15 protein-coding genes are annotated in these 18,227 nt (G+C 66.5%); 14 read left to right on the top strand and 1 reads right to left on the bottom strand.

Going from position 1 to position 18,227, the window contains the following annotated elements; all coding sequences use genetic code 11:
- The 14 genes from pgsA to dapF all read left to right on the top strand — a co-directional run bounded on the left by pgsA (position 1) and on the right by dapF (position 17,521).
- Positions 1–600, top strand: a complete 600-nt coding sequence (pgsA, locus tag ACIPUB_RS00275) for a CDP-diacylglycerol--glycerol-3-phosphate 3-phosphatidyltransferase (protein WP_407605598.1) — start codon at positions 1–3, stop codon at positions 598–600.
- Between the two features lie 31 nt (positions 601–631).
- Positions 632–1,132, top strand: a complete 501-nt coding sequence (locus tag ACIPUB_RS00270) for a CinA family protein (RefSeq protein WP_407605597.1) — start codon at positions 632–634, stop codon at positions 1,130–1,132.
- Between the two features lie 219 nt (positions 1,133–1,351).
- Entirely contained in the window at positions 1,352–1,777 is a 426-nt protein-coding gene (locus ACIPUB_RS00265) for a helix-turn-helix domain-containing protein (RefSeq protein WP_217390542.1), read from the top strand.
- Between the two features lie 138 nt (positions 1,778–1,915).
- Entirely contained in the window at positions 1,916–2,140 is a 225-nt protein-coding gene (locus tag ACIPUB_RS00260) for a DUF3046 domain-containing protein (protein ID WP_264270309.1), read from the top strand.
- Positions 2,141–2,350: 210 nt separating this feature from the next.
- Positions 2,351–3,403, top strand: coding sequence for a recombinase RecA (gene recA, locus ACIPUB_RS00255; RefSeq protein WP_407605596.1), 1,053 nt, complete (start codon positions 2,351–2,353; stop codon positions 3,401–3,403).
- Between the two features lie 4 nt (positions 3,404–3,407).
- Complete coding sequence (locus ACIPUB_RS00250) at positions 3,408–4,271, top strand: regulatory protein RecX (RefSeq protein ID WP_407605595.1); 864 nt, start codon at positions 3,408–3,410, stop codon at positions 4,269–4,271.
- 253 nt (positions 4,272–4,524) lie between these two features.
- Positions 4,525–4,806: a pyrophosphorylase gene (locus ACIPUB_RS00245; RefSeq protein WP_407605594.1), complete on the top strand. Its 282-nt coding sequence runs from the start codon at positions 4,525–4,527 to the stop codon at positions 4,804–4,806.
- 145 nt (positions 4,807–4,951) lie between these two features.
- On the top strand, positions 4,952–10,420 hold the full coding sequence (locus tag ACIPUB_RS00240) for a DUF6531 domain-containing protein (protein ID WP_407605593.1): 5,469 nt from the start codon (positions 4,952–4,954) through the stop codon (positions 10,418–10,420).
- Positions 10,421–10,443: 23 nt separating this feature from the next.
- A complete protein-coding gene (locus ACIPUB_RS00235) occupies positions 10,444–11,316 on the top strand; it encodes a hypothetical protein (RefSeq protein ID WP_407605592.1) in 873 nt (290 codons plus the stop codon).
- A gap of 186 nt (positions 11,317–11,502) precedes the next feature.
- Positions 11,503–13,569 carry a hypothetical protein gene (locus tag ACIPUB_RS00230; RefSeq protein ID WP_407605591.1) on the top strand — a complete coding sequence of 689 codons (2,067 nt, stop codon included), beginning with the start codon at positions 11,503–11,505 and terminating at the stop codon, positions 13,567–13,569.
- Positions 13,570–13,721: 152 nt separating this feature from the next.
- Positions 13,722–14,045, top strand: a complete 324-nt coding sequence (locus tag ACIPUB_RS00225; protein WP_407605590.1) for a hypothetical protein — start codon at positions 13,722–13,724, stop codon at positions 14,043–14,045.
- A 27-nt stretch (positions 14,046–14,072) separates the two neighbouring features.
- Entirely contained in the window at positions 14,073–15,584 is a 1,512-nt protein-coding gene (gene miaB / locus ACIPUB_RS00220; RefSeq protein ID WP_407605731.1) for a tRNA (N6-isopentenyl adenosine(37)-C2)-methylthiotransferase MiaB, read from the top strand.
- A 4-nt stretch (positions 15,585–15,588) separates the two neighbouring features.
- Positions 15,589–16,497, top strand: coding sequence for a tRNA (adenosine(37)-N6)-dimethylallyltransferase MiaA (gene miaA / locus ACIPUB_RS00215; RefSeq protein ID WP_407605589.1), 909 nt, complete (start codon positions 15,589–15,591; stop codon positions 16,495–16,497).
- Between the two features lie 67 nt (positions 16,498–16,564).
- Positions 16,565–17,521 carry a diaminopimelate epimerase gene (dapF, locus tag ACIPUB_RS00210; RefSeq protein ID WP_407605588.1) on the top strand — a complete coding sequence of 319 codons (957 nt, stop codon included), beginning with the start codon at positions 16,565–16,567 and terminating at the stop codon, positions 17,519–17,521.
- Positions 17,522–17,575: 54 nt separating this feature from the next.
- Here the strand turns inward: dapF and ACIPUB_RS00205 are convergent, their stop codons facing one another.
- Positions 17,576–18,193 carry a class I SAM-dependent methyltransferase gene (locus tag ACIPUB_RS00205; protein WP_407605587.1) on the bottom strand — a complete coding sequence of 206 codons (618 nt, stop codon included), beginning with the start codon at positions 18,191–18,193 and terminating at the stop codon, positions 17,576–17,578.
- Between the last annotated feature and the right edge of the window lie 34 nt (positions 18,194–18,227).

The following is an 18,227-nucleotide window of genomic DNA, read 5'->3' as shown; positions in this document are numbered from 1 at the left end:
GTGACTGAAACCCCAGCGAACCCGCAACCGGCCCACGTGCCGACCCTGAACATCGCCAATGTGCTCACCACCCTGCGCATCCTCATGGTCCCGTTCTTCATCTGGGCCCTGGTGGCCGACGAGAAGGAATACGGGCTCATGCGCTGGGTGGCGGTGGCCATCTTCGCCGTGGCCATGTACACCGACAAGCTCGACGGGGACTTGGCCCGCAGCCGCGGGTTGATCACCAACTTCGGCAAGATCGCCGACCCGATCGCCGACAAGCTGCTCACCGGTTCCGCCCTGGTGATGTTCTCGATCCTCGCCGAACTGCCCTGGTGGATCACCATCGTGATCCTGGTGCGCGAATGGGGCATCACGCTCATCCGCTTCGTGGTGATCCGCTACGGGGTGATGGCCGCCTCGCGTGGCGGCAAGCTCAAGACCGTGATGCAGGCGGTGGCCATCGTGCTGTACCTCCTGCCCTGGACCCACACGCTTGAATGGCTGGGAGTCGTGGCGTTCATCGTGATGCTGCTGACCCTGGCCGTCACTGTGGTGACGGGCCTTGACTACCTCCTGAAGGCCTGGCAGCTGCGCGCAGCAGCCACCCGCGACTAACCGCAACACCAACCTCCGAGGACCGACGGACATGACAATGCCCCTGGATGCAAGCCCCGGCTCCGAGCTGGCCGGTCGGGTGATCGCCGCGGCCACCGCGTCAGGGACCACCCTGGCCACCGCCGAGTCGCTGACCGCCGGCATGATTGCGGCAACGCTTGCCGAGGTGCCGGGCGCCTCGGCGGTGCTGCAGGGCGGAGTGGTGAGCTACTCCGGCGGCGTCAAGGCCAAGGTGCTGGGGGTCGATCCCCGGCTACTTGCCGAGCGCGGATCCGTCGACGGGGACGTTGCCAGGCAAATGGCCGAGGGCGCCAGGCGCGCCTGCGATGCCGACCTGGCGGTCTCCGCCACGGGCGTGGCCGGTCCGGACGCCCACGACGGCAAGGGCGTGGGCACAGTCTTCCTTGGCTATGCCACGGCGTCGGGCAGCGGTTTTGTCGAGCACCATTTTGCCGGTGACAGGGCACGGATCCGACTCTCAAGCACCCTGGCGGCACTCGAATTGTTTTCCGCCCACCTGCCGCCCAGCTAGCGCACAGCTTAATGGGGCAAGGTGGCTATGAATCGTTTTGTGACAGCAATGCGGAATGATTTGCGGGTGTTGTGGATAATCACACACAGCAGTCGCTAAGGTGGGTGGCGGGGAACAAAAACCGACTCCCGGCAGTTATTACCCATGACGGGCACAAAAAAGTGACCCGCACCGATCGCCCCACAAGGCAATAGGACCGGAGAACAAAGGGCAATGCACATGGTCAAGCAACCAGTATCGGTAAACGGTGTGGTCCGTTGGCGTGATGTGGGCCTACAGAGCGAGGTCCGCCGCGACAAAGAGGAGCGCAAAATGGTAGTCCTTCGACACGAAATCGGCGACGTCCTCCGCGATGTCCGCCAACGCCAAGGTCGCACCTTGCGCGAAGTCTCCCACAGCGCCCGCGTCTCCTTGGGATACCTTTCCGAGGTCGAGCGTGGACAGAAGGAAGCCTCATCCGAGCTTCTCTCCTCAATCTGTGGCGCCCTCGAGGTTCCGCTTTCACTGATGCTCCGCGAGGTCAGCGACCGCGTTGCCATCGCAGAGGGCATCACCATTCCGGATACGGTCCCCGTGGACCTCACCAGCGAATTCGCCGGCGAATATCCGGTTGAACTCGGCAAGCGACTGGCCCCGAGCCACTAATCATCCAGACGCGGTCCCGGTGGTGTACCCGGTTCCGTGACCATGACCCCCGTGCGGGTGTCCGTTCATCATGAACAGGACTCCGGTGCGGGGGTTTTTTTGCTTAAGTGCCAAGCATCCCGTGGCACAATTGCGAGGGTGCGATTGAGTGATTTTTGGCGTCTGATGGACGACGAGTTCGGTGCGGGCTATTCCCGCACATTGGCTTCTTCCCTGGTGCTGGCTGCCGTGGGCGGGGTGACTGCGCAAGAAGCGCTGGCCAAGGGGGTCGCTCCGCGGGAGGTGTGGCTGGCGGTATGCGAGATGCAGGACGTGCCGCCCGAGCGCCGGTTGGGCAGGGACCAACCGATCAAGGAGAAGTAGAATATTCGAGGGACACACCCACCGTCTTCGAATATCTGTTCGGAAGAGTGTAGAGTTCTCAATGAGAGTTCGTCGAGGTGAACGTGGCTGGTTTTTCCACAGCAACCACACCTCGAAACCAAAGTGTCGGCCAACCGTCGTACGCTCGTGGATAGACAAAGAGTACCGGCCAGACCCCTCATCGGATGGCCCTAACAACCGAGGTGAACAATGGCCGTTGGTAAAGATCGCGAGAAGGCACTCGAAGCTGCACTTGCACAGATCGACAAGCAATACGGCAAGGGTTCGGTCATGCGACTGGGCGACAAGACCGTTGCGCCGATTGCCGCCATCCCCACCGGGTCGGTGGCGCTGGACATCGCCCTGGGCATTGGCGGCCTGCCGCGCGGCCGCGTAGTGGAAATCTACGGTCCGGAATCCTCCGGCAAGACCACGGTTGCACTTCACGCCGTGGCCAGTGCACAGCGCATGGGCGGCATTGCCGCCTTCATCGACGCAGAGCACGCGCTGGATCCCGAATACGCCAAGAAGCTGGGCGTCGACACCGACGCACTTCTGGTTTCCCAGCCGGACACCGGCGAGCAAGCCCTGGAAATCATGGACATGCTCGTGGGCTCCGGATCCGTCGACATCGTCGTGATCGACTCCGTGGCGGCACTCGTGCCCCGAGCCGAAATCGAAGGCGAGATGGGCGACAGCCATGTCGGCCTGCAGGCCCGCCTGATGAGCCAGGCGCTGCGCAAGATCACCGGGCGTCTCAGCCAGACACGCACCACGGCCATTTTCATCAACCAGCTGCGTGAAAAGATCGGCGTGATGTTCGGCAGCCCGGAAACCACCACCGGTGGCAAGGCGCTGAAGTTCTATGCGTCCATCCGCATCGATGTGCGCCGCATCGAAACGCTCAAGGAAGGCACCGTCCCGGTCGGCAACCGCACGCGTGCCAAGATCGTGAAGAACAAGATGGCCCCGCCGTTCAAGCAGGCCGAGTTCGACATCATCTACGGCCAGGGCATCTCCCGCGAAGGCAGCCTCATCGACATCGGCGTGGACCAGGGCTTCGTGAAGAAGTCAGGCGCCTGGTTCACCTACGACGGGGACCAGCTGGGCCAGGGCAAGGAAAACGCGCGCAAGTTCCTGCGCGACAACCCGGACCTTGCCAACGAGCTCGAACGCCAGATCCTCGAGAAGCTTGGCATTGGCCAGGCCGCCGAGGACAAGGACGGCGACGGCGACAAGTTGCGTGTGGTCAAGGAGTCCTAGACCCGTGGGCACCACCAAAAACCAAGGCGGTTCGTCCGGCACCCCGCAGGGGGCCGAACGGCCGCTTTGGTCGTTCCCGGCGGACGGCAACTCGGACTGGGGCGACCCCACGGAGATTCCCGCCTGGGCGCACAGTGTGGCGGCATCGGCGGCACCGCCGCCCGAGGACGCACCCGGGCCGCCCGAGGCGAAGCCGGCCTTCGGAGAGCGCTCCGGATACGCCGGTCGCAGTTCGGCGCGTACGGCGAAGCGCGGCGCAGCAGGTGCCAATTCGTGGGGCGGCGGGCGCTCTTCGCAAGCCGGGTCGAAGCGCACCTCTGCGCGGACTCCGCGGACCCGGGAGAAGCGGCCAGCGGATGCAGCGGAACCCGTCGAGCTCTCGGACGAGCAGTATGCCACCAAGGGGCGGGCGATCCTGCTGCGGCAGCTCACCGCCTCGGCCAAGAGCCGCGCCCAGCTGAAAACCAAGCTGCTGGAGAAGGAGATCCCGGAACGCATAGCCGAGGAAATCCTGGACCGGTTCGAGGAAATCCAGCTCGTGGACGACGAGGCTTTTGCCGAAGGCTGGGTGCGCTCCCGGGCGCGCAGCCGCGGTCTTGCCCGCGGAGCGATCAAACGCGAGCTGCGGGAAAAGGGCGTGGATGACGAGACCGCGCAGCAAGCCCTGGAGCAGATCGACGACACGGACGAGGAAGAGCGCGCCCGCGAATTGGTGCGCACCAAGCTGCGACCCGAATCGATGGGCGCCGACCGCGACCGTGCCCTTCGCCGACTCGTGGGGATGCTTGCGCGCAAGGGCTACGGCGGTTCGATGGCATTCCGCATCGCGCGTGAGGAATGGGAAGTCCGCTTCGGAGAGCAGTACTAGCGCCGGAAACCTGTTCGGTGCGGAGCCGCCGGACGCCGCTTGCCGCCCGATCCGTTCCGGGAATCTGGGCCATCGATGAGTGGGGATCCGGCTGGATACCAAGTCAACCCCGTGCAAAGCGGTGTACTTAATGTGGTGCCGCAGGTCATGACATCCTTGGTAAATTCCATATCATCTTGTTAGGCTTATTCCCGTTCAAGTCTCCCGCAATCGTGCAGGAGCTGCTGACCCCCACGAATCCTTGGAGGATTTCATGTCGCGTGTCCTATCAACAGAGCAGGCAAAAACCGCCATTCAGCAGATCCAGGCGATCATCAACGGCGGATTTACCGACCAGATCAGCCAGCTGGACGCCCAGGGACGCCTCCTCTCGGATCCAAACGTGTGGGATGGCCCGCTGGCAGCCCAATTCCGAGGTGCCACGTGGCCGGAGACCAAGGCCGCGCTGGACAAGGCCCGGACCGAACTCGAGCAGCTGCGTGGCCAGCTGAACCAGATCTCGACGAACATCTTCACCGCAGGTGGCGGCAACTAGCCAGGTTTTCCTTCGCCCCCGTTGTCACCGGCAGTGCCGCATAGACGACGGGGGCGTATTCAATATTTTTCCGGGGTATCGACGGTGCCTCGGGTAGTGTTTTCGGGGGACTGGCTGGTCCCGCGGGCTGATGAGGGAGTTTTACGTGGCCGATCTGGGGGCCTTTGAGCATGACGTTGCATTTGATTTCGGTACCGCCGATGCGTTGATTGGCGCGTTCCGAGCCGCGGCGTCGAAGATCGAGGGGCAGGCCGGATCGCGGTCATCGCTGGTGGCCACGGCACGCACGGACTTCAAGGGCCATTTCTCCCAGTTGTTTGCGGACAATGCCAGCATTGCCTCATCCGACGCGACCGAACTGGCTGCTCGGCTCCGCGAGGCCGCCGATGGCGCGAAGCAGCTGAAAGAGCAGGCAAGCAGCGAAAACGAGCGTCGGCGCCTGGCCAGGGAATGGAAAGCGCGGAAGGACGAACGCGACGCGAATATCTTCTTCAACGCCGTGGACGCGGTCTTCGGGGAGGAAGATCCTCCGGTCGGCCCGCCGTCCGCCCCGGTCTCGGTACGGGCATCCGAGCCGCATACGGGAGTGCGCCATAACCCGAATCCGGGCAACGGCGGCGGAGGCGGCGGCGGAACCTCGGCAGCCCGTCCCAGCGACCTGCGGACATTCGCCACCGGCTCAGCGAAGCTGAACTCGAACCTGGCCGGGGTGCCCGGCTCCCTGCGCGGGCACCTGGCCGACTTCTCGGCCCGCTGCTCCTACGGCCGGCTCAGCGCCGGTCCGGTGGTTCGCGGATTCGAAAAGTGGCTTGACGCCAACGAGCAGGACGTGTTGTGGGCGCGCACCATCGCCAACGCGTTTGCCGCCGCGGGCGGGGAAGGCAACGTCTCGCGGCTGTCGGACGCCTCGCTGTTGGCGGCGCTGGCCTCCCAAGGGGTCGGCGCGTCCCGCCAGGACCTGACCATCACTCCGGCGCAGGCCTACGGCGGCCCGCCGACGACCGGCTATTCGAACGACCCGGTCAACACCTCGACCGGCAACTTCCTGGAACCCGAGGTGGACCTCGGTTTCGCCGGGGCGGCGGCAAGCCTGGCCGCGTCCCGGATGTACAACTCCCTGTCCGAGGCCACCGGTGTGTTCGGCCCGGGATGGTCCTCGATCTTCGAGGTGCGCCTTGGCCTGGACGATGCGGGGGCCTCGATGGTCCTGCCCGACGGGCGCGAGGTGCGTTTTCCGCGGCTGGGCGAGGGCTGGGACCGGGCCGAGGGGGAGAACTGGTGGCTCCAACGCCAAGCTTTGGCCACCTCCGGCGCTCCGGCCCATGAGGGCACCGAAACCCAACACGCGGAGCCGGCCGAAGTACTGGTTGCCTCGGACAATGCAGGGGGCCGATGGGTATTCAGCGCCTCCGGCACCTGGCTGTCCACGGACCGCGGTCCGGGCACCGGCATCACCGCACACCACGACGCCCACGGACGCGTCACGGGGCTTGAGCATGAACGCGGCCGCTGGGTCCATGCCGAATACTTCGGCGAGCCGGATGACGGCGGGCGGATCATGTGGCTGGAGGCCTCGGACGGACGCCGTGTGGACTTCGCCTACGACGCCTCCGGGAAATTGGTCGCCGCCGCCGGTCCCGGCGGTACCCGTACCTACCGGTGGAACGAGGACGGGCTGATCGAATCCGTCATCGATGCCGCCGGGGTAGCCGAGGCCGTGAACACCTACGACGCCCGGCGCCGGGTGCTCACCCAGGTCTCGGCATTCGGGCGCACCACCCGCTTTGCCTACTTGCCCGGCCGGCTGACAGTGGTCTCGGACCAAGACGGAAGCCGCTCCAACACCTGGATTGCCGATGCCAAGGGCCGGCTCGTCGGGGTCATCGACGGGCAGGACAAACGCCAGTCGATGGCTTATGACCGGTGGGGCAACCTGGTTTCCGCCACCGAACGCGACGGCAGCCTGAGCGTGCACGCCTATGACGAGCGCGGCCGGCGCATCCGCACCCTGACCCCGACCGGGGCGGAATTCAACTTTGGCTACGATGCTGCGGACAGGCCCCTGACCGTGGTCAGCGGCACCGGCGCGGTCGTGACGTACGAATATGCGGATGACTCCGCGCGCAACCCGAACGTGGTCATCGACCCGGAGGGCGGGCGCACCGAGCTCGACTGGCGCGACGGGCTGCTGGTGCGCATCACCGACCCGACCGGGGTCATGTTGGACTTCGCCCACGACCGATTCGGGGACCTGAAGGGCATCACCAACGCCTTCGGAAACACCGCACGGCTGCACCGCGATGAGGCCGGCCGGGTCACCGAGGCCATCTCCCCGGGCGGTGCCCGCACCTCCTACCTCTATGACGGCTCCGGGCGGCTGACGTCGCGTCGCGACGCGGACGGTGCGCTGTGGCGATTCGAATACGCGCCCGGCGGCGCCCTGGCCGTCATCACCGACCCGCTGGGGGGACGCACGGTGCTGGAGCACGGTGCCCACGGCGCGCTGGAACGCACCGTGGACCCGCTGGGCCGGGCGGTCACCCGCCGGTTCGACGACCTGGGCCGGGTGGCCTCCCTGGCGCTTTCCGACGGCGCCGAATGGCAGTTCGCCCACGACACGCTCTCCCGGCTGACCGGGATCACCGACCCGGAGGGCAACACCTGGGCACGCGAGTACGGGGTGAACGGGGAGCTGTCCGCGGTTCTTGATCCCACCGGGGTGCGCCAGGAGTTCTCCGCGGACCCGGCCGCCGGCGCGTTCAGCGTCGCCGACGAATTTGAGCGCGGCACGCTGCGCTGCGACGAATACGGCCGCCCGGTCGCCTCCGAGCAAGCCGACGGCAGCAGCGAGCTGGCCACCTATGACATGTGCGGACGCGTGGTCGAGCTCGTCGACGGCGAGGGCGGGCTCACCCGGCTCGAACGCGACGCAGCCGGCCGGGTGACGGCACAGGTGTCCCCGACCGGGGCAGTGACCCGCATCGAATACGACGCTGCCGGACGCGCGTGCGCGAACATCGACGCTTCCGGGGCGCGCACCACCCTGGCCTACGACGCGGATTCCCGCATCATCGCCCGCACCTTTCCCGACGGGCAGGCCGAGCGGATCCGCTACGACGCGATGGGCCGGGTCATCTCCCGCAGCCTGCCCTCGCGCGGCACCGCCCGTTACGACTACGACAAGGCAGGCCGGCTCATCGTGGCCGCCGACGCGGTGTTCGGTCTCCGCCGCTTCCGCTACGACGCCGCGGGCCAGCTCACCGAGGCCGTGAACGGGCTCGGCGGGGTGACCAGGTACGACTACGACGAACGCGGCCGTCTGGTGTCCACCACCGACCCGCTGGGATCGGTGGTGCGCCGCGCCTACGACCAGGGGGACCGGGTCGTGTCGGAAACCGACCCGCTGGGCCGCACCACGACGGCCGGCTACGACGCGGCCGGCCGGCCGCTCTGGCAGCAGGCCCCCGACGGGCAGCGCATCGGGTGGGGCTACGACGCGGCGGGGCGGCTTGCCACCACTTCCGTGGACGGGCGAACCCTGGTCCGGATCGAGCGCGATGCGCGCGACCGCAGCGTGCGCATCATCGACGGCACCCGCCCCAACGGAACGGCCGCCCTGCACGAGTTGCGCTTCAACCGGCGCGGCCAGCTGGTCTCCCGCACCCGCGACGGTGCCGGCGTGGCCTGGGAATACGACGCTGACGGGCGGCGCACCGCACTGCTGGATCCGCAGGGCGCACGCACCGGGTACCGGCACGACGCCGCGGGCCGCCTGGCGGCCGTCGACCACCCGGTTTTCGGCACCATCACCTACGCGTACGACGCGGCCGGGAAGCTCCTGGGCGCCAGCGCCGGGGACCTCCTGCAGGGCTGGGACTACGAGGCCGGCGCGCTGGTGCGCCACACGGTGACCACCCCCGACGGGGTCGAGGCAACCGAGCTGCTGCGCGATGCGGACGGGCGCATCGCCGCGATCCGCACCGGCGGGACCGAGACCCGCTACGCCTATGACGGCGCCTGCCAGCTAGAACGCATGCAGGGCACCGACGGAACCGTGACCACCTGGCGCTACGACGCGGCGGGCCGGCTTGCCGCCGAGACCGCCAACGGGCGCACCACCGCCTCCACCTACGACGCGGCCGGCCAGCTGTTGGCCACCGCCATCGGCGCTGCGACGACCGAATACACCTATGACGCCTCGGGCCGGCGCACCGCCAAGACGGGACCGGAGGGCACCACCCGCTATGGGTGGTCCGGCTTGGGCACCCTGCGCACGGTGGAGCATACCGATCCGCAGGGCCCCGGAGCGCTGCACACGCTGTGGGTGGATGCACTGGGCGAACTGGCCGAGGTGGATGGCACCGCGCTTTGGTGGGATACCGCGGAATACGCCCCGCGCGTGGTCTCCGTCGGCGACCGCTCGGTCACCGCCCTGCCCGGCGGCCTGGCCGCGGTGGACGGCACCCTGCTGGGTGCCGGGTGGCGCGGCGCGCACCCGACCGAGGCGACAAACCCCTGGGCCATGGCCGCCGGCACCGTTCCGGGCCTGCCAGAGGGCCTGGGCATCGGGGCCAACGGCGGGGTGCAGGTGGCGGGCCTTGACTGGCTCGGCGCCCGCGCCTACGACCCATCCACGCGCGGGTTCCTCTCCGTGGATCCGCTGGATCCGGTGGCCGGCGCAGGCTGGGCATCCAACCCTTACTCCTACGCGGGCAACGACCCGCTGCACGCCATCGACCCCTTGGGCCTGCGCCCGGTGACCGAGGCCGAGCTGACGGCCTACCGGGAATCGAACAACGGTGCCCTGGCCGCGGCCGGGGACTGGATGAGCGAGAACTGGGAATACGTTGCCGGCGGGGCCATGGTCGTGGCCGGCGGCGTGCTGATGGCCACCGGCGTGGGCGGTCCCGTCGGCATGGCGCTTATCGGTGCCGGTGCCGACGTCATCATCCAGAAAGCGACCACGGGCGACGTGAACTGGGGGCAGACCGCGGTCATGGCTGTCACCGGCGGCCTGGGCGGTGCCATGGCGGTTGGACGCCTCGGTGCTGCCGGCGTAACCGGCATGAGGGCGGCGGTCGCAGAGGGGGTTGCCTCCGGTGCGGCGTCCGGCGGTGCCGGAAGCGCGTACACCTATGCAAGCGGGCCGGGCCCGCACACGCCGGGAGGCTTCCTGCAATCCACCACGCTGGGTACCCTCGGCGGCGGAATCATGGGCGGGGCCGGTGGCGGCGTTGGCCAGAAGATCACCGGGCGGCTCCTTGCACCGCTGACCACCCGTCCACAGGCCGACACCATCGTGATGGGCCGTTGGATGGAGGGGCGTGTCAAGCCCTTCGCAAATGCAAACGAATACGGTTACTACAATGCGACGCCCGAACGCCTCCACAATTATTTGCTGGAGCATGGTTCCAAGGAATTTACCGATAGCGTCGACTTGCAGTTCAATAAACTATGGATCGCGCACCAGATGAAACAGGGCAAGCGGATTGTGGATATCGGTCAACCGAGTACTGACAGCGACTTCTACAATCTCGAGACCCAAATGGTTTCGGGATATCCAAGGTATGAAGAGAACTATCTTCCGGCGGTTGACCTGAGGGGCGGAAATTGAGTCAGCTGCGGGCGGACCATGGCGTGGCCTATGCACTGCGGGAGATCGTGCTTCCGCGAAGGCTGTTCAGGTCGATCAGGTTATTTGAAATTGCCGGAGTGCCGCATGGGGCCGAAGTTGCGGCCTTCAGCGTTCGCACGCCCTTCCCTGTGGCATTCATGACCGGAAACAGCTGGCCGGCTGTTTTGCTGGGAAAGGGCAACCGGCTGGACGAGCAAGCCGCCCAGGACCTGCTTCGTCGAGGGCAGGCAGCGTCTGTTCCATCAAGCCACCTCTTGCCCAGGAGTGAACGCACCTCACCCTGGGTGGCCACTCATGACAGGGCACCGTCCGTGGTGTCGCCAGTGCCTGAAGGGCCGGAGCGGAGCCTACTCATGGCGGCGCAATGGGTTGCCGAGTGGTTCAGCCATATAGTCTCGGCACCAGTCACGCAACGGGTTTACGCCTTGGTTGCCGAAGGGCGGCCACAGGATGCGATTCGGGCGCTGGCCACGGCGGCTGTCGATGAAGAAATCGCGGTTCCACGCAGGTATCTCGAGGCAATGAGGCGTTTGGCCGACCGGGCGGGCGTGAATAAGGACTTTCTTGGGCCAGTCGAGGGGCTGGTTCCAAGCGATGACCGGGTCTGGTCGTGGGCGGAACTCGTGGATGTTCCCCGCGTACGGGTTCGCTGGGTGGGTGCGCCCCAGACCGTAAAGCAACGCTTGTGTGAAATTGAGTTCACCCCCCGAGGAACGTCCGTTCCGGAGTGGACGAGGACGGTGGACAAAAGCAGTGCCCTTATCGAGTCGTTGCTCGGCCGGGAATTCGGCAGTGAAGTAAATATTCAAATGGCTGATGACCGGTTTAACGAGGAACCCAGATGGATCTCCCTATTTCCCCAGGACAATATCTGACGGTCTGCTGGTATGCATGACAGCAGGCACTAGCTCAAGGGGGCTCGTTGAGCCTGAGGGCACATCCGGGTAGTTTCTGCAGTCCACCATCTCACCCCCGCCGGTCTCAGTCCCGGAGTCAGGCAAGCACCGAGCGGTCCCGTTCTCATCGAGAATGAATCCAGCCGGTCACACGTTAGGAGCAGCATGCCCGTTTGGAGTGGATGCAATTGGCAACTGGTCAATGGCGAGGACACCCAGGCGTGCCTTGGCGTGAGCTTCGGGATGGGGCTGCTCGATGAGCAGGTCGAGGCGGCGGGGACGCTGTCCGCAGCGCTGGCGGCACTGCGCACCGAACTGGCCCGACCCGTCGAATTGAGCCCGGGGCAGGTGGCGCTTCCCGAAGTCACGGCACTGCTGGGGAGTGATACCGCGACCGTGACCGTCCGCGGGACGACCGCGGCAGTGGCCGCGTCCTGGAACCGGCTCCCGGCACTGTTCAGGTCCGGGAGCATCCCCGGGAACACCGACCCCATCCATGTCGAGGAATCGTTCTGGCCCGCCGACCTGGTGCAACGCACCGGTTCGAATGCGGCCGCGTTCACGTCCTTCTACGTGTATCCCGAAAATCTGCATGATCGGGCCCGAACCGTCCTCGCGCAGCTGGATCCTTCCGCCGGTCGAACCCGCGCGGTGTTCTTCACCAACGACCAGTCGCTGATCGGGCACGTGTACCCGGTGAAGCAGAACGACAGCGCACCCTTGGCCGGGACATGGGCCGACGGCACCCCCAAACGCTCTGCGACGCACGGTTTCCACACCGGGCCGGCAGCCACGGATCCGTTGTCCACGACTGCAGTGGGCAACGCCCCGGGCGTGGTGCTGGGGAACAACATCCCGGTGTTGCTTTCGGTCATGGTGCCGCGCTCCTCGGCGGGATTCCTGGCCGCGCAGTTGCTCAATCGCCAGCTGGCGCACCGACGCGGCGGCATCGTCAGCGGAACCTTCAAATCCGGGGTGGAATTCATCGGTGCAGGCACCGAATTTTGTGCCGTCTTCCTGAGCGAGGAGATGCTGCCGGAGCGGGAACGGCGGCTCCTGCTCGAAGACTTCGCCACGTCGATGACGCAGATTCCCGACGCCTGGATTGGCGACATCTTGGCGTACGCCGGCACCGGGGGATCCGATCGGCTGCAACGCGAGCGTGCCCTCGTAGGGCTCGGTGCCGACCCCGCACCCGATGTCGCCGACATCCGGGCCGCCGTGGCGCGCTCATCCTCCAGCCTGCACCTGGCCGTCGATCCGGTGGCTCCGGGTGCCAGAGGCAGGCAGCGGGCCAACGATCGGTCGGCAGGGACCAACACGGTGGCCATCAACGAACTCAGGCTGCCCATCGGAGGCTACAGCCGCAGATACAAGTCCTGGGCGCCCCGAGGTTTTCAAGGCGCTCCGCTGCCCGTCATCCCGGCACTGGTCATTGGCCGGGAATCCATTTTCATCGAGCAGTGGCAGCAGTTGCGGATGCCGGGGGCCACTGCCGGAAACGCTGCCGATGCGAACAACCTGCTGGCGGTCCTCGAAGACGGCGTGGGTAACCTCTTTGTGCTGGACGACAAGCTGCGCATGGCCATGATCTACCCGGACCTGTACTTCAGGTCCAAGGCCCTGCGCAGGGCGTTGGACCAGCGCCTGGCCGGAGCGCCGCGACTGAGGATGAAGTCCAAGCGCACGGCATCCGATGTGGCCGAGTGGCGTCGGCGTCGACGCCGCTCGGTCGGCATCGCGACGGGCCTCGTGGCGGCGCTCTTGGGAGGCCTGGTCGCGATGGCGGTGGTGCAGGGCGATAGGGCGGAGCCAATTCGCGACTGGATCAACATTTCCGAAACGGCCACGCTGGACAACGGGACCACGATCACGGCCACGCGGTTCGACATCCAGCACCCGACGATCGACCAAAGCGAATACGTGGTCAACGTGGAAGTGAATTTCTGTGCCGGCGGGGACACCCGGATCGGCGACCTGGCACCCGATGCCCAGCGCCGGGTATCCCCGAAGGACTTCGCGATGCTCAACGACGACTACCTCGAGGCACGTCTGGTCGACAGCGCGAACCAGCTGCGTGAACAGGCCCTGCAACCCGGCGAATGCGCCATCGGCAACCTGGTCTACCAGGGCCAGTCGCTCGACGTGCCCCGCCTGGCTTACGACAACGCGGCCGGGGACGCAGTGGTCTGGTACAGCTATGGGAAGGTGCCCGAACAGTATCGGGACTGACTCGACCGGGGGCGCCCGCGCTCCCAGGTGCCGTTGTCGGTGCCGAACCGGATATTTCTTGGATCTTTTCAATGATTATGAGGCCTGAATCGGCCTAGCAGTATGCGCCATTGAGCCGTTCGGATGTCATGGCTCGCTGCATTCTGCTTCCCATGGTGCTGGTGATCGCAGTCGTCGGCCTCCTCTTGGGAGGGCAACAGGACATGGTGCAACTGTTCGGAACGATACTTGCTGCCTTGGTCCTTGACGGCACCTTGGCGTTCGTGGCGTTCGGCGCCCCGCCGATCGAAGCGCTGCAGGGTTCGGGTGGACGACGGGAGCCGGCACCGTTGGGCCTCGTTTTTTCCGGCACCGTCCGGGAACTCGCCGTTCCGCCACCGAAGGTACACCGGCGAATGAGGGGGCAGAGCGCGGGAACCCGCCATTCCCAGGAGCTGCCCATGACCCAAGATGTTGCTCCCCGAAACTTTGGGTAACCTTGAACGGTGACTGAGCGCGAACCGATGACCCAGATTGACGGCGAAGAGCTGCCCCGCACCTACGAGGTGCGCACCTTCGGCTGCCAGATGAACGTCCATGATTCCGAACGCCTCTCCGGCCTGCTGGAGGACGCCGGGCTGGAACGCAAGGACGAAGCCCTGACCGGCGAGGTCGCCGACGTGGTCGTGTTCAACACCTGCGCCGTGCGCGAGAACGCGGACAACAAGCTCTACGGCAACCTGGGCATGCTCGCACCGCTCAAGCGCGAACGCCCGAACATGCAGATCGCCGTCGGCGGATGCCTGGCCCAGAAGGACCGCGACACCATCCTGAAGAAGGCCCCCTGGGTCGACGTGGTCTTCGGCACCCACAACATCGGTTCCCTGCCGACCCTGCTCGCCCGCTCGCGCCACAACAAACAGGCCGAGCTGGAGATCCTCGAGTCCCTGGACGTCTTCCCCTCGACCCTGCCCACGCGCCGCGAGTCGGTGTACGCCGGCTGGGTGTCGATCTCCGTGGGCTGCAACAACACCTGCACCTTCTGCATCGTGCCCTCGCTGCGCGGCAACGAACGGGACCGCCGGCCCGGGGAGATCCTCGCCGAGATCGAGGCGCTGGTCGCCGACGGCGCGATCGAGGTCACCCTGCTGGGCCAGAACGTGAACTCCTACGGCGTCGAATTCGGCGACAAGCTCGCCTTCGGGAAACTGCTGCGCGCCTGCGGACAGATCGAGGGCCTGGAGCGCGTCCGCTTCACCAGCCCGCACCCGGCCGCCTTCACCGACGACGTCATCGACGCCATGGCCGAAACCCCCAACGTGATGCCGCAGTTGCACATGCCGCTGCAGTCCGGCTCGGACAAGGTCCTGAAGGACATGCGCCGTTCCTACCGCTCGAAGAAGTTCCTGGGCATCCTGGACAAGGTGCGCGAGCGCATCCCGCACGCCGCCATCACCACGGACATCATTGTCGGCTTCCCGGGCGAGACCGAAGAGGACTTCCAAGGGACCTTGGACGTGGTCGAGGCCTCCCGCTTCTCCACCGCCTTCACCTTCCAGTACTCCAAGCGCCCCGGCACCCCGGCCGCCGACCTGCCGGACCAGCTGCCCAAGGCCGTGGTGCAGGAACGCTACGAACGGCTCACTGCGTTGCAGGACCGCATCGCCAAGGAAGAGAACGCCAAGCAGGTCGGGCGCACCGTCGAGGTGTTGGTGACCGAGCAGTCCGGCCGCAAGGCCGGGGAAACCCACCGTCTCTCCGGCAGGACCACCGACCAGCGCCTGGTGCACTTCTCCGTGCCGGCCGGCGCCCAGGCGCCGCGCCCGGGCGACCTGGTCACCGTGCCGGTCACCGGGGCCGCAGCCTTCCACCTGGTCTCCGACCCGACCACCGACCAGTACTCGCTGCGCCGCTCGCGCGCCGGCGACGCGTGGGACCGTGCACAGGCGGAAAGCTGCGGGGTTCCCACCCCCGGTTCGGGCCCGACCGGGAACAAGACCAACCTGGGCATGCCCTCCCTGATGGTCCGCGGCTAGGGGCATGGCCTCCGAGCAGCTGCCGGTCCTGGCGGTCGTTGGCCCCACCGGGACGGGAAAGTCCGATCTGGCGATCGCCCTTGCCAGGGATCTGGGCGGGGAAATAGTCAACGCCGATGCCCTGCAGTTCTACCGCGGGATGGACATCGGCACCGCCAAGCTCCCGCCGGCCGAACGCGGCGGGGTACCGCACCACCTGCTCGACATCATGGATGTCCGCCAAGAGGCCAGCGTGGCACGTTTCCAGGCCGAGGCACGCCGGGCCTTCGGCGAGATCCGCGCCCGCGGGTTGGTGCCCATCCTGGTCGGCGGGTCCGGCCTGTATGTGCGTGCTGCCCTGGACGAGATTGATTTCCCGCCGACCGACCCGGACGTTCGCCGGCGGCTGGAAGCCGAGGCGGCGCAGGCGGGCATTGCCCCGTTGGCAGCACGCCTGGCTGAGGTCGATCCCGAGTCGGCCGCCAGGAACCTTGATGACCGGCGACTGATCCGGGCCCTGGAAGTCCAAGAAATCAGCGGCAAGCCGTTCAGCTCCTTCATGCCCCGGCGGCAGTACCACGTCCCTGCGCTCCAGATCGGACTGAACCTCGACCGTGCCCTGCTGCACGATCGGTTGGCGGCACGGGTGGGCAAGATGGTCGAGCTCGGTCTGCTGGAGGAGGTGCGCCGGCTTGATGCCCAGGGGCTTCGGGATGGGAAGACCGCCTCGCGGGCCATCGGCTATGCCCAGTTCCTGGCGGTGCTCGACGGCACCATGTCGGTGAAGGAAGCCACGGAAAAGACGGTGATTGCCACGCGGCAATTTGCGCGCCGGCAGGTCACCTGGTTCGGGGCCGATGACCGGGTGAATTGGTTTGACCCGACGGATCCCCACATGCTGCCGAGGGTCCTGGAGATTATCCGGAAACCCTGAACCGGGGCCTTGGCGGGGGCCGGCCGGAAATAGGTGCCGCTGCCTGGCTCCCCGTATCCTTGGAGGCATGAGTGCGAGCAAACCCGCCATGACGACCACGCCAACCCTGCAGTCCATCGTGGGTGGCCTGAGCTATGCCAAGGGACACGGAACCGGAAACGATTTCGTCCTCATTTCCGACCCGGCGGATGAACACCGGCTCGAGGCCGAACAGGTCGCCGCGCTTTGTGACAGGCACCGCGGCATCGGCGCCGACGGCTTGATCCGCGCGGTTCCCTCCAGCTCGCTGGCGGAGGGCAGGGAAGTCCTGGAAACGAGCCCCGAGGCCTATTGGTTCATGGACTACCGCAACGGCGACGGGTCCGTGTCGGAGATGTGCGGCAATGGCGTGCGCGTGTTCGTCCATTTCCTGCTGAGCGAAAAGCTGGTGGAGCTTCCGGTGGGCGCGCAGCTGGCCATTGGCACTCGGGCCGGTGTGAAGCTGGTGACCCGCCTTGAGGACGGATATGCCGTGGACATGGGCCCCTGGGAGTTCATTTTCGAACAGGCAGCCAAGCAAAACGGGCTGGATTCGAAGGTTTCCACTGCCGGCCTGGAGAATGCCCGCGGTGCCCTGAGCATCTCCATGGGCAACCCCCACACCGTCGTGGCACTGGCCAACGCCGGCGAATTGGAAAACCTGGAGCTCTTTGCGATCCCCGAGGTGCAGCCGCTGCCCCCGCACGGAACCAACGTCGAATACGTCCTTGCCGCAGACCCAGTGGTCCAAGACGGTGTCGGGTCCTTGCGCATGCGTGTGCACGAACGCGGTGTGGGGGAGACCCTGTCGTGCGGCACCGGGGCCTGCGCTGCCGCCGCTGCCACCCGCCACTGGGCCCAGGCCCAGGCCACCCGAAACTGGAAGGTCCAGGTGCCCGGAGGCGAGGTGGGCATCGAGTTCACCCAGGGAGCCACGGGACGCGAACACGTGGTACTCAGCGGGCCCGCAGTCCTGGTCTCCCGCGGCCGGATCACCGAGATCTGAGACAGCGATGGCCGGATTCCCGCAAGGGGAATCCGGCCATCGGCGTAGAGAGGGCTAGGAGGCCTCGGGGCGGGCCACGCGCAGAATGCGGAAGGCCTTGTCCGTCGAGACCCGCTCGATGTCCCAGTCCTGGGGCAGGACAGTGCCCAGCCACTTCTGTAGGGAATCGGCACCCAGGTTCTTCTGGACCACCAGCCAGGCGATCCCGCCCGGAGCCAGTCGCGGAAGCCACAGCAGCAAAAGCTCGTGCAGGGCCTCTTTGCCGATCCGGATCGGGGGATTCGACCATATTGTGTCGAATGTCAGCTCCGGGTCGATTGCTTCGGGAAGCGCCACGACCACGTTCTTCAATCCCAGGGCCGCAGCATTGTCACGGGTCAGGCCGAGGCTTCGCTCATTCACATCGACCCCGTACACCGTCGCCTCCGGGGAGGCCATGGCCATCGAGAGCGCAATCGGTCCCCAGCCGCAGCCGATGTCCAAGAGGTTTCCGCTGACCGAGGGATCGGGAACGCCGTCCAGGAGAATGGCGGTTCCCTTGTCGATCCTGTCCGGGCTGAAGATGCCGCCGGAGGTTTGCACCTTGTGCACGGCGCCGCGCAACTCGACGCTGATGTGGCGCCGCTTCTCTGGGGTGGAAGGCTGGGCGCTGAAATAATGTTCCGGGCTCATCTTGGCAGGTTAACCGCCCGGGGGCGGCAAACCC

This window comes from Paeniglutamicibacter sp. ORCA_105 (assembly GCF_045798545.1).
Classification (GTDB): Bacteria; Actinomycetota; Actinomycetes; order Actinomycetales; family Micrococcaceae; genus Paeniglutamicibacter; species Paeniglutamicibacter sulfureus.
This window is presented reverse-complemented; position numbering and strand designations above follow the sequence as displayed.

Bases quoted from the DNA above. Each gene is read 5' to 3' on its own strand.
- ACIPUB_RS00225 (WP_407605590.1), top strand. From the start codon at position 13,722: ATGGTGCTGGTGATCGCAGTCGTCGGCCTCCTCTTGGGAGGGCAACAG.
- miaA (WP_407605589.1), top strand. From the start codon at position 15,589: ATGGCCTCCGAGCAGCTGCCGGTCCTGGCGGTCGTTGGCCCCACCGGG.
- ACIPUB_RS00245 (WP_407605594.1), top strand. From the start codon at position 4,525: ATGTCGCGTGTCCTATCAACAGAGCAGGCAAAAACCGCCATTCAGCAG.
- ACIPUB_RS00270 (WP_407605597.1), top strand. From the start codon at position 632: ATGACAATGCCCCTGGATGCAAGCCCCGGCTCCGAGCTGGCCGGTCGG.
- miaB (WP_407605731.1), top strand. From the start codon at position 14,073: ATGACCCAGATTGACGGCGAAGAGCTGCCCCGCACCTACGAGGTGCGC.
- ACIPUB_RS00205 (WP_407605587.1), bottom strand. From the start codon at position 18,193: ATGAGCCCGGAACATTATTTCAGCGCCCAGCCTTCCACCCCAGAGAAG.
- dapF (WP_407605588.1), top strand. From the start codon at position 16,565: ATGAGTGCGAGCAAACCCGCCATGACGACCACGCCAACCCTGCAGTCC.
- recA (WP_407605596.1), top strand. From the start codon at position 2,351: ATGGCCGTTGGTAAAGATCGCGAGAAGGCACTCGAAGCTGCACTTGCA.
- ACIPUB_RS00230 (WP_407605591.1), top strand. From the start codon at position 11,503: ATGCCCGTTTGGAGTGGATGCAATTGGCAACTGGTCAATGGCGAGGAC.
- ACIPUB_RS00265 (WP_217390542.1), top strand. From the start codon at position 1,352: ATGGTCAAGCAACCAGTATCGGTAAACGGTGTGGTCCGTTGGCGTGAT.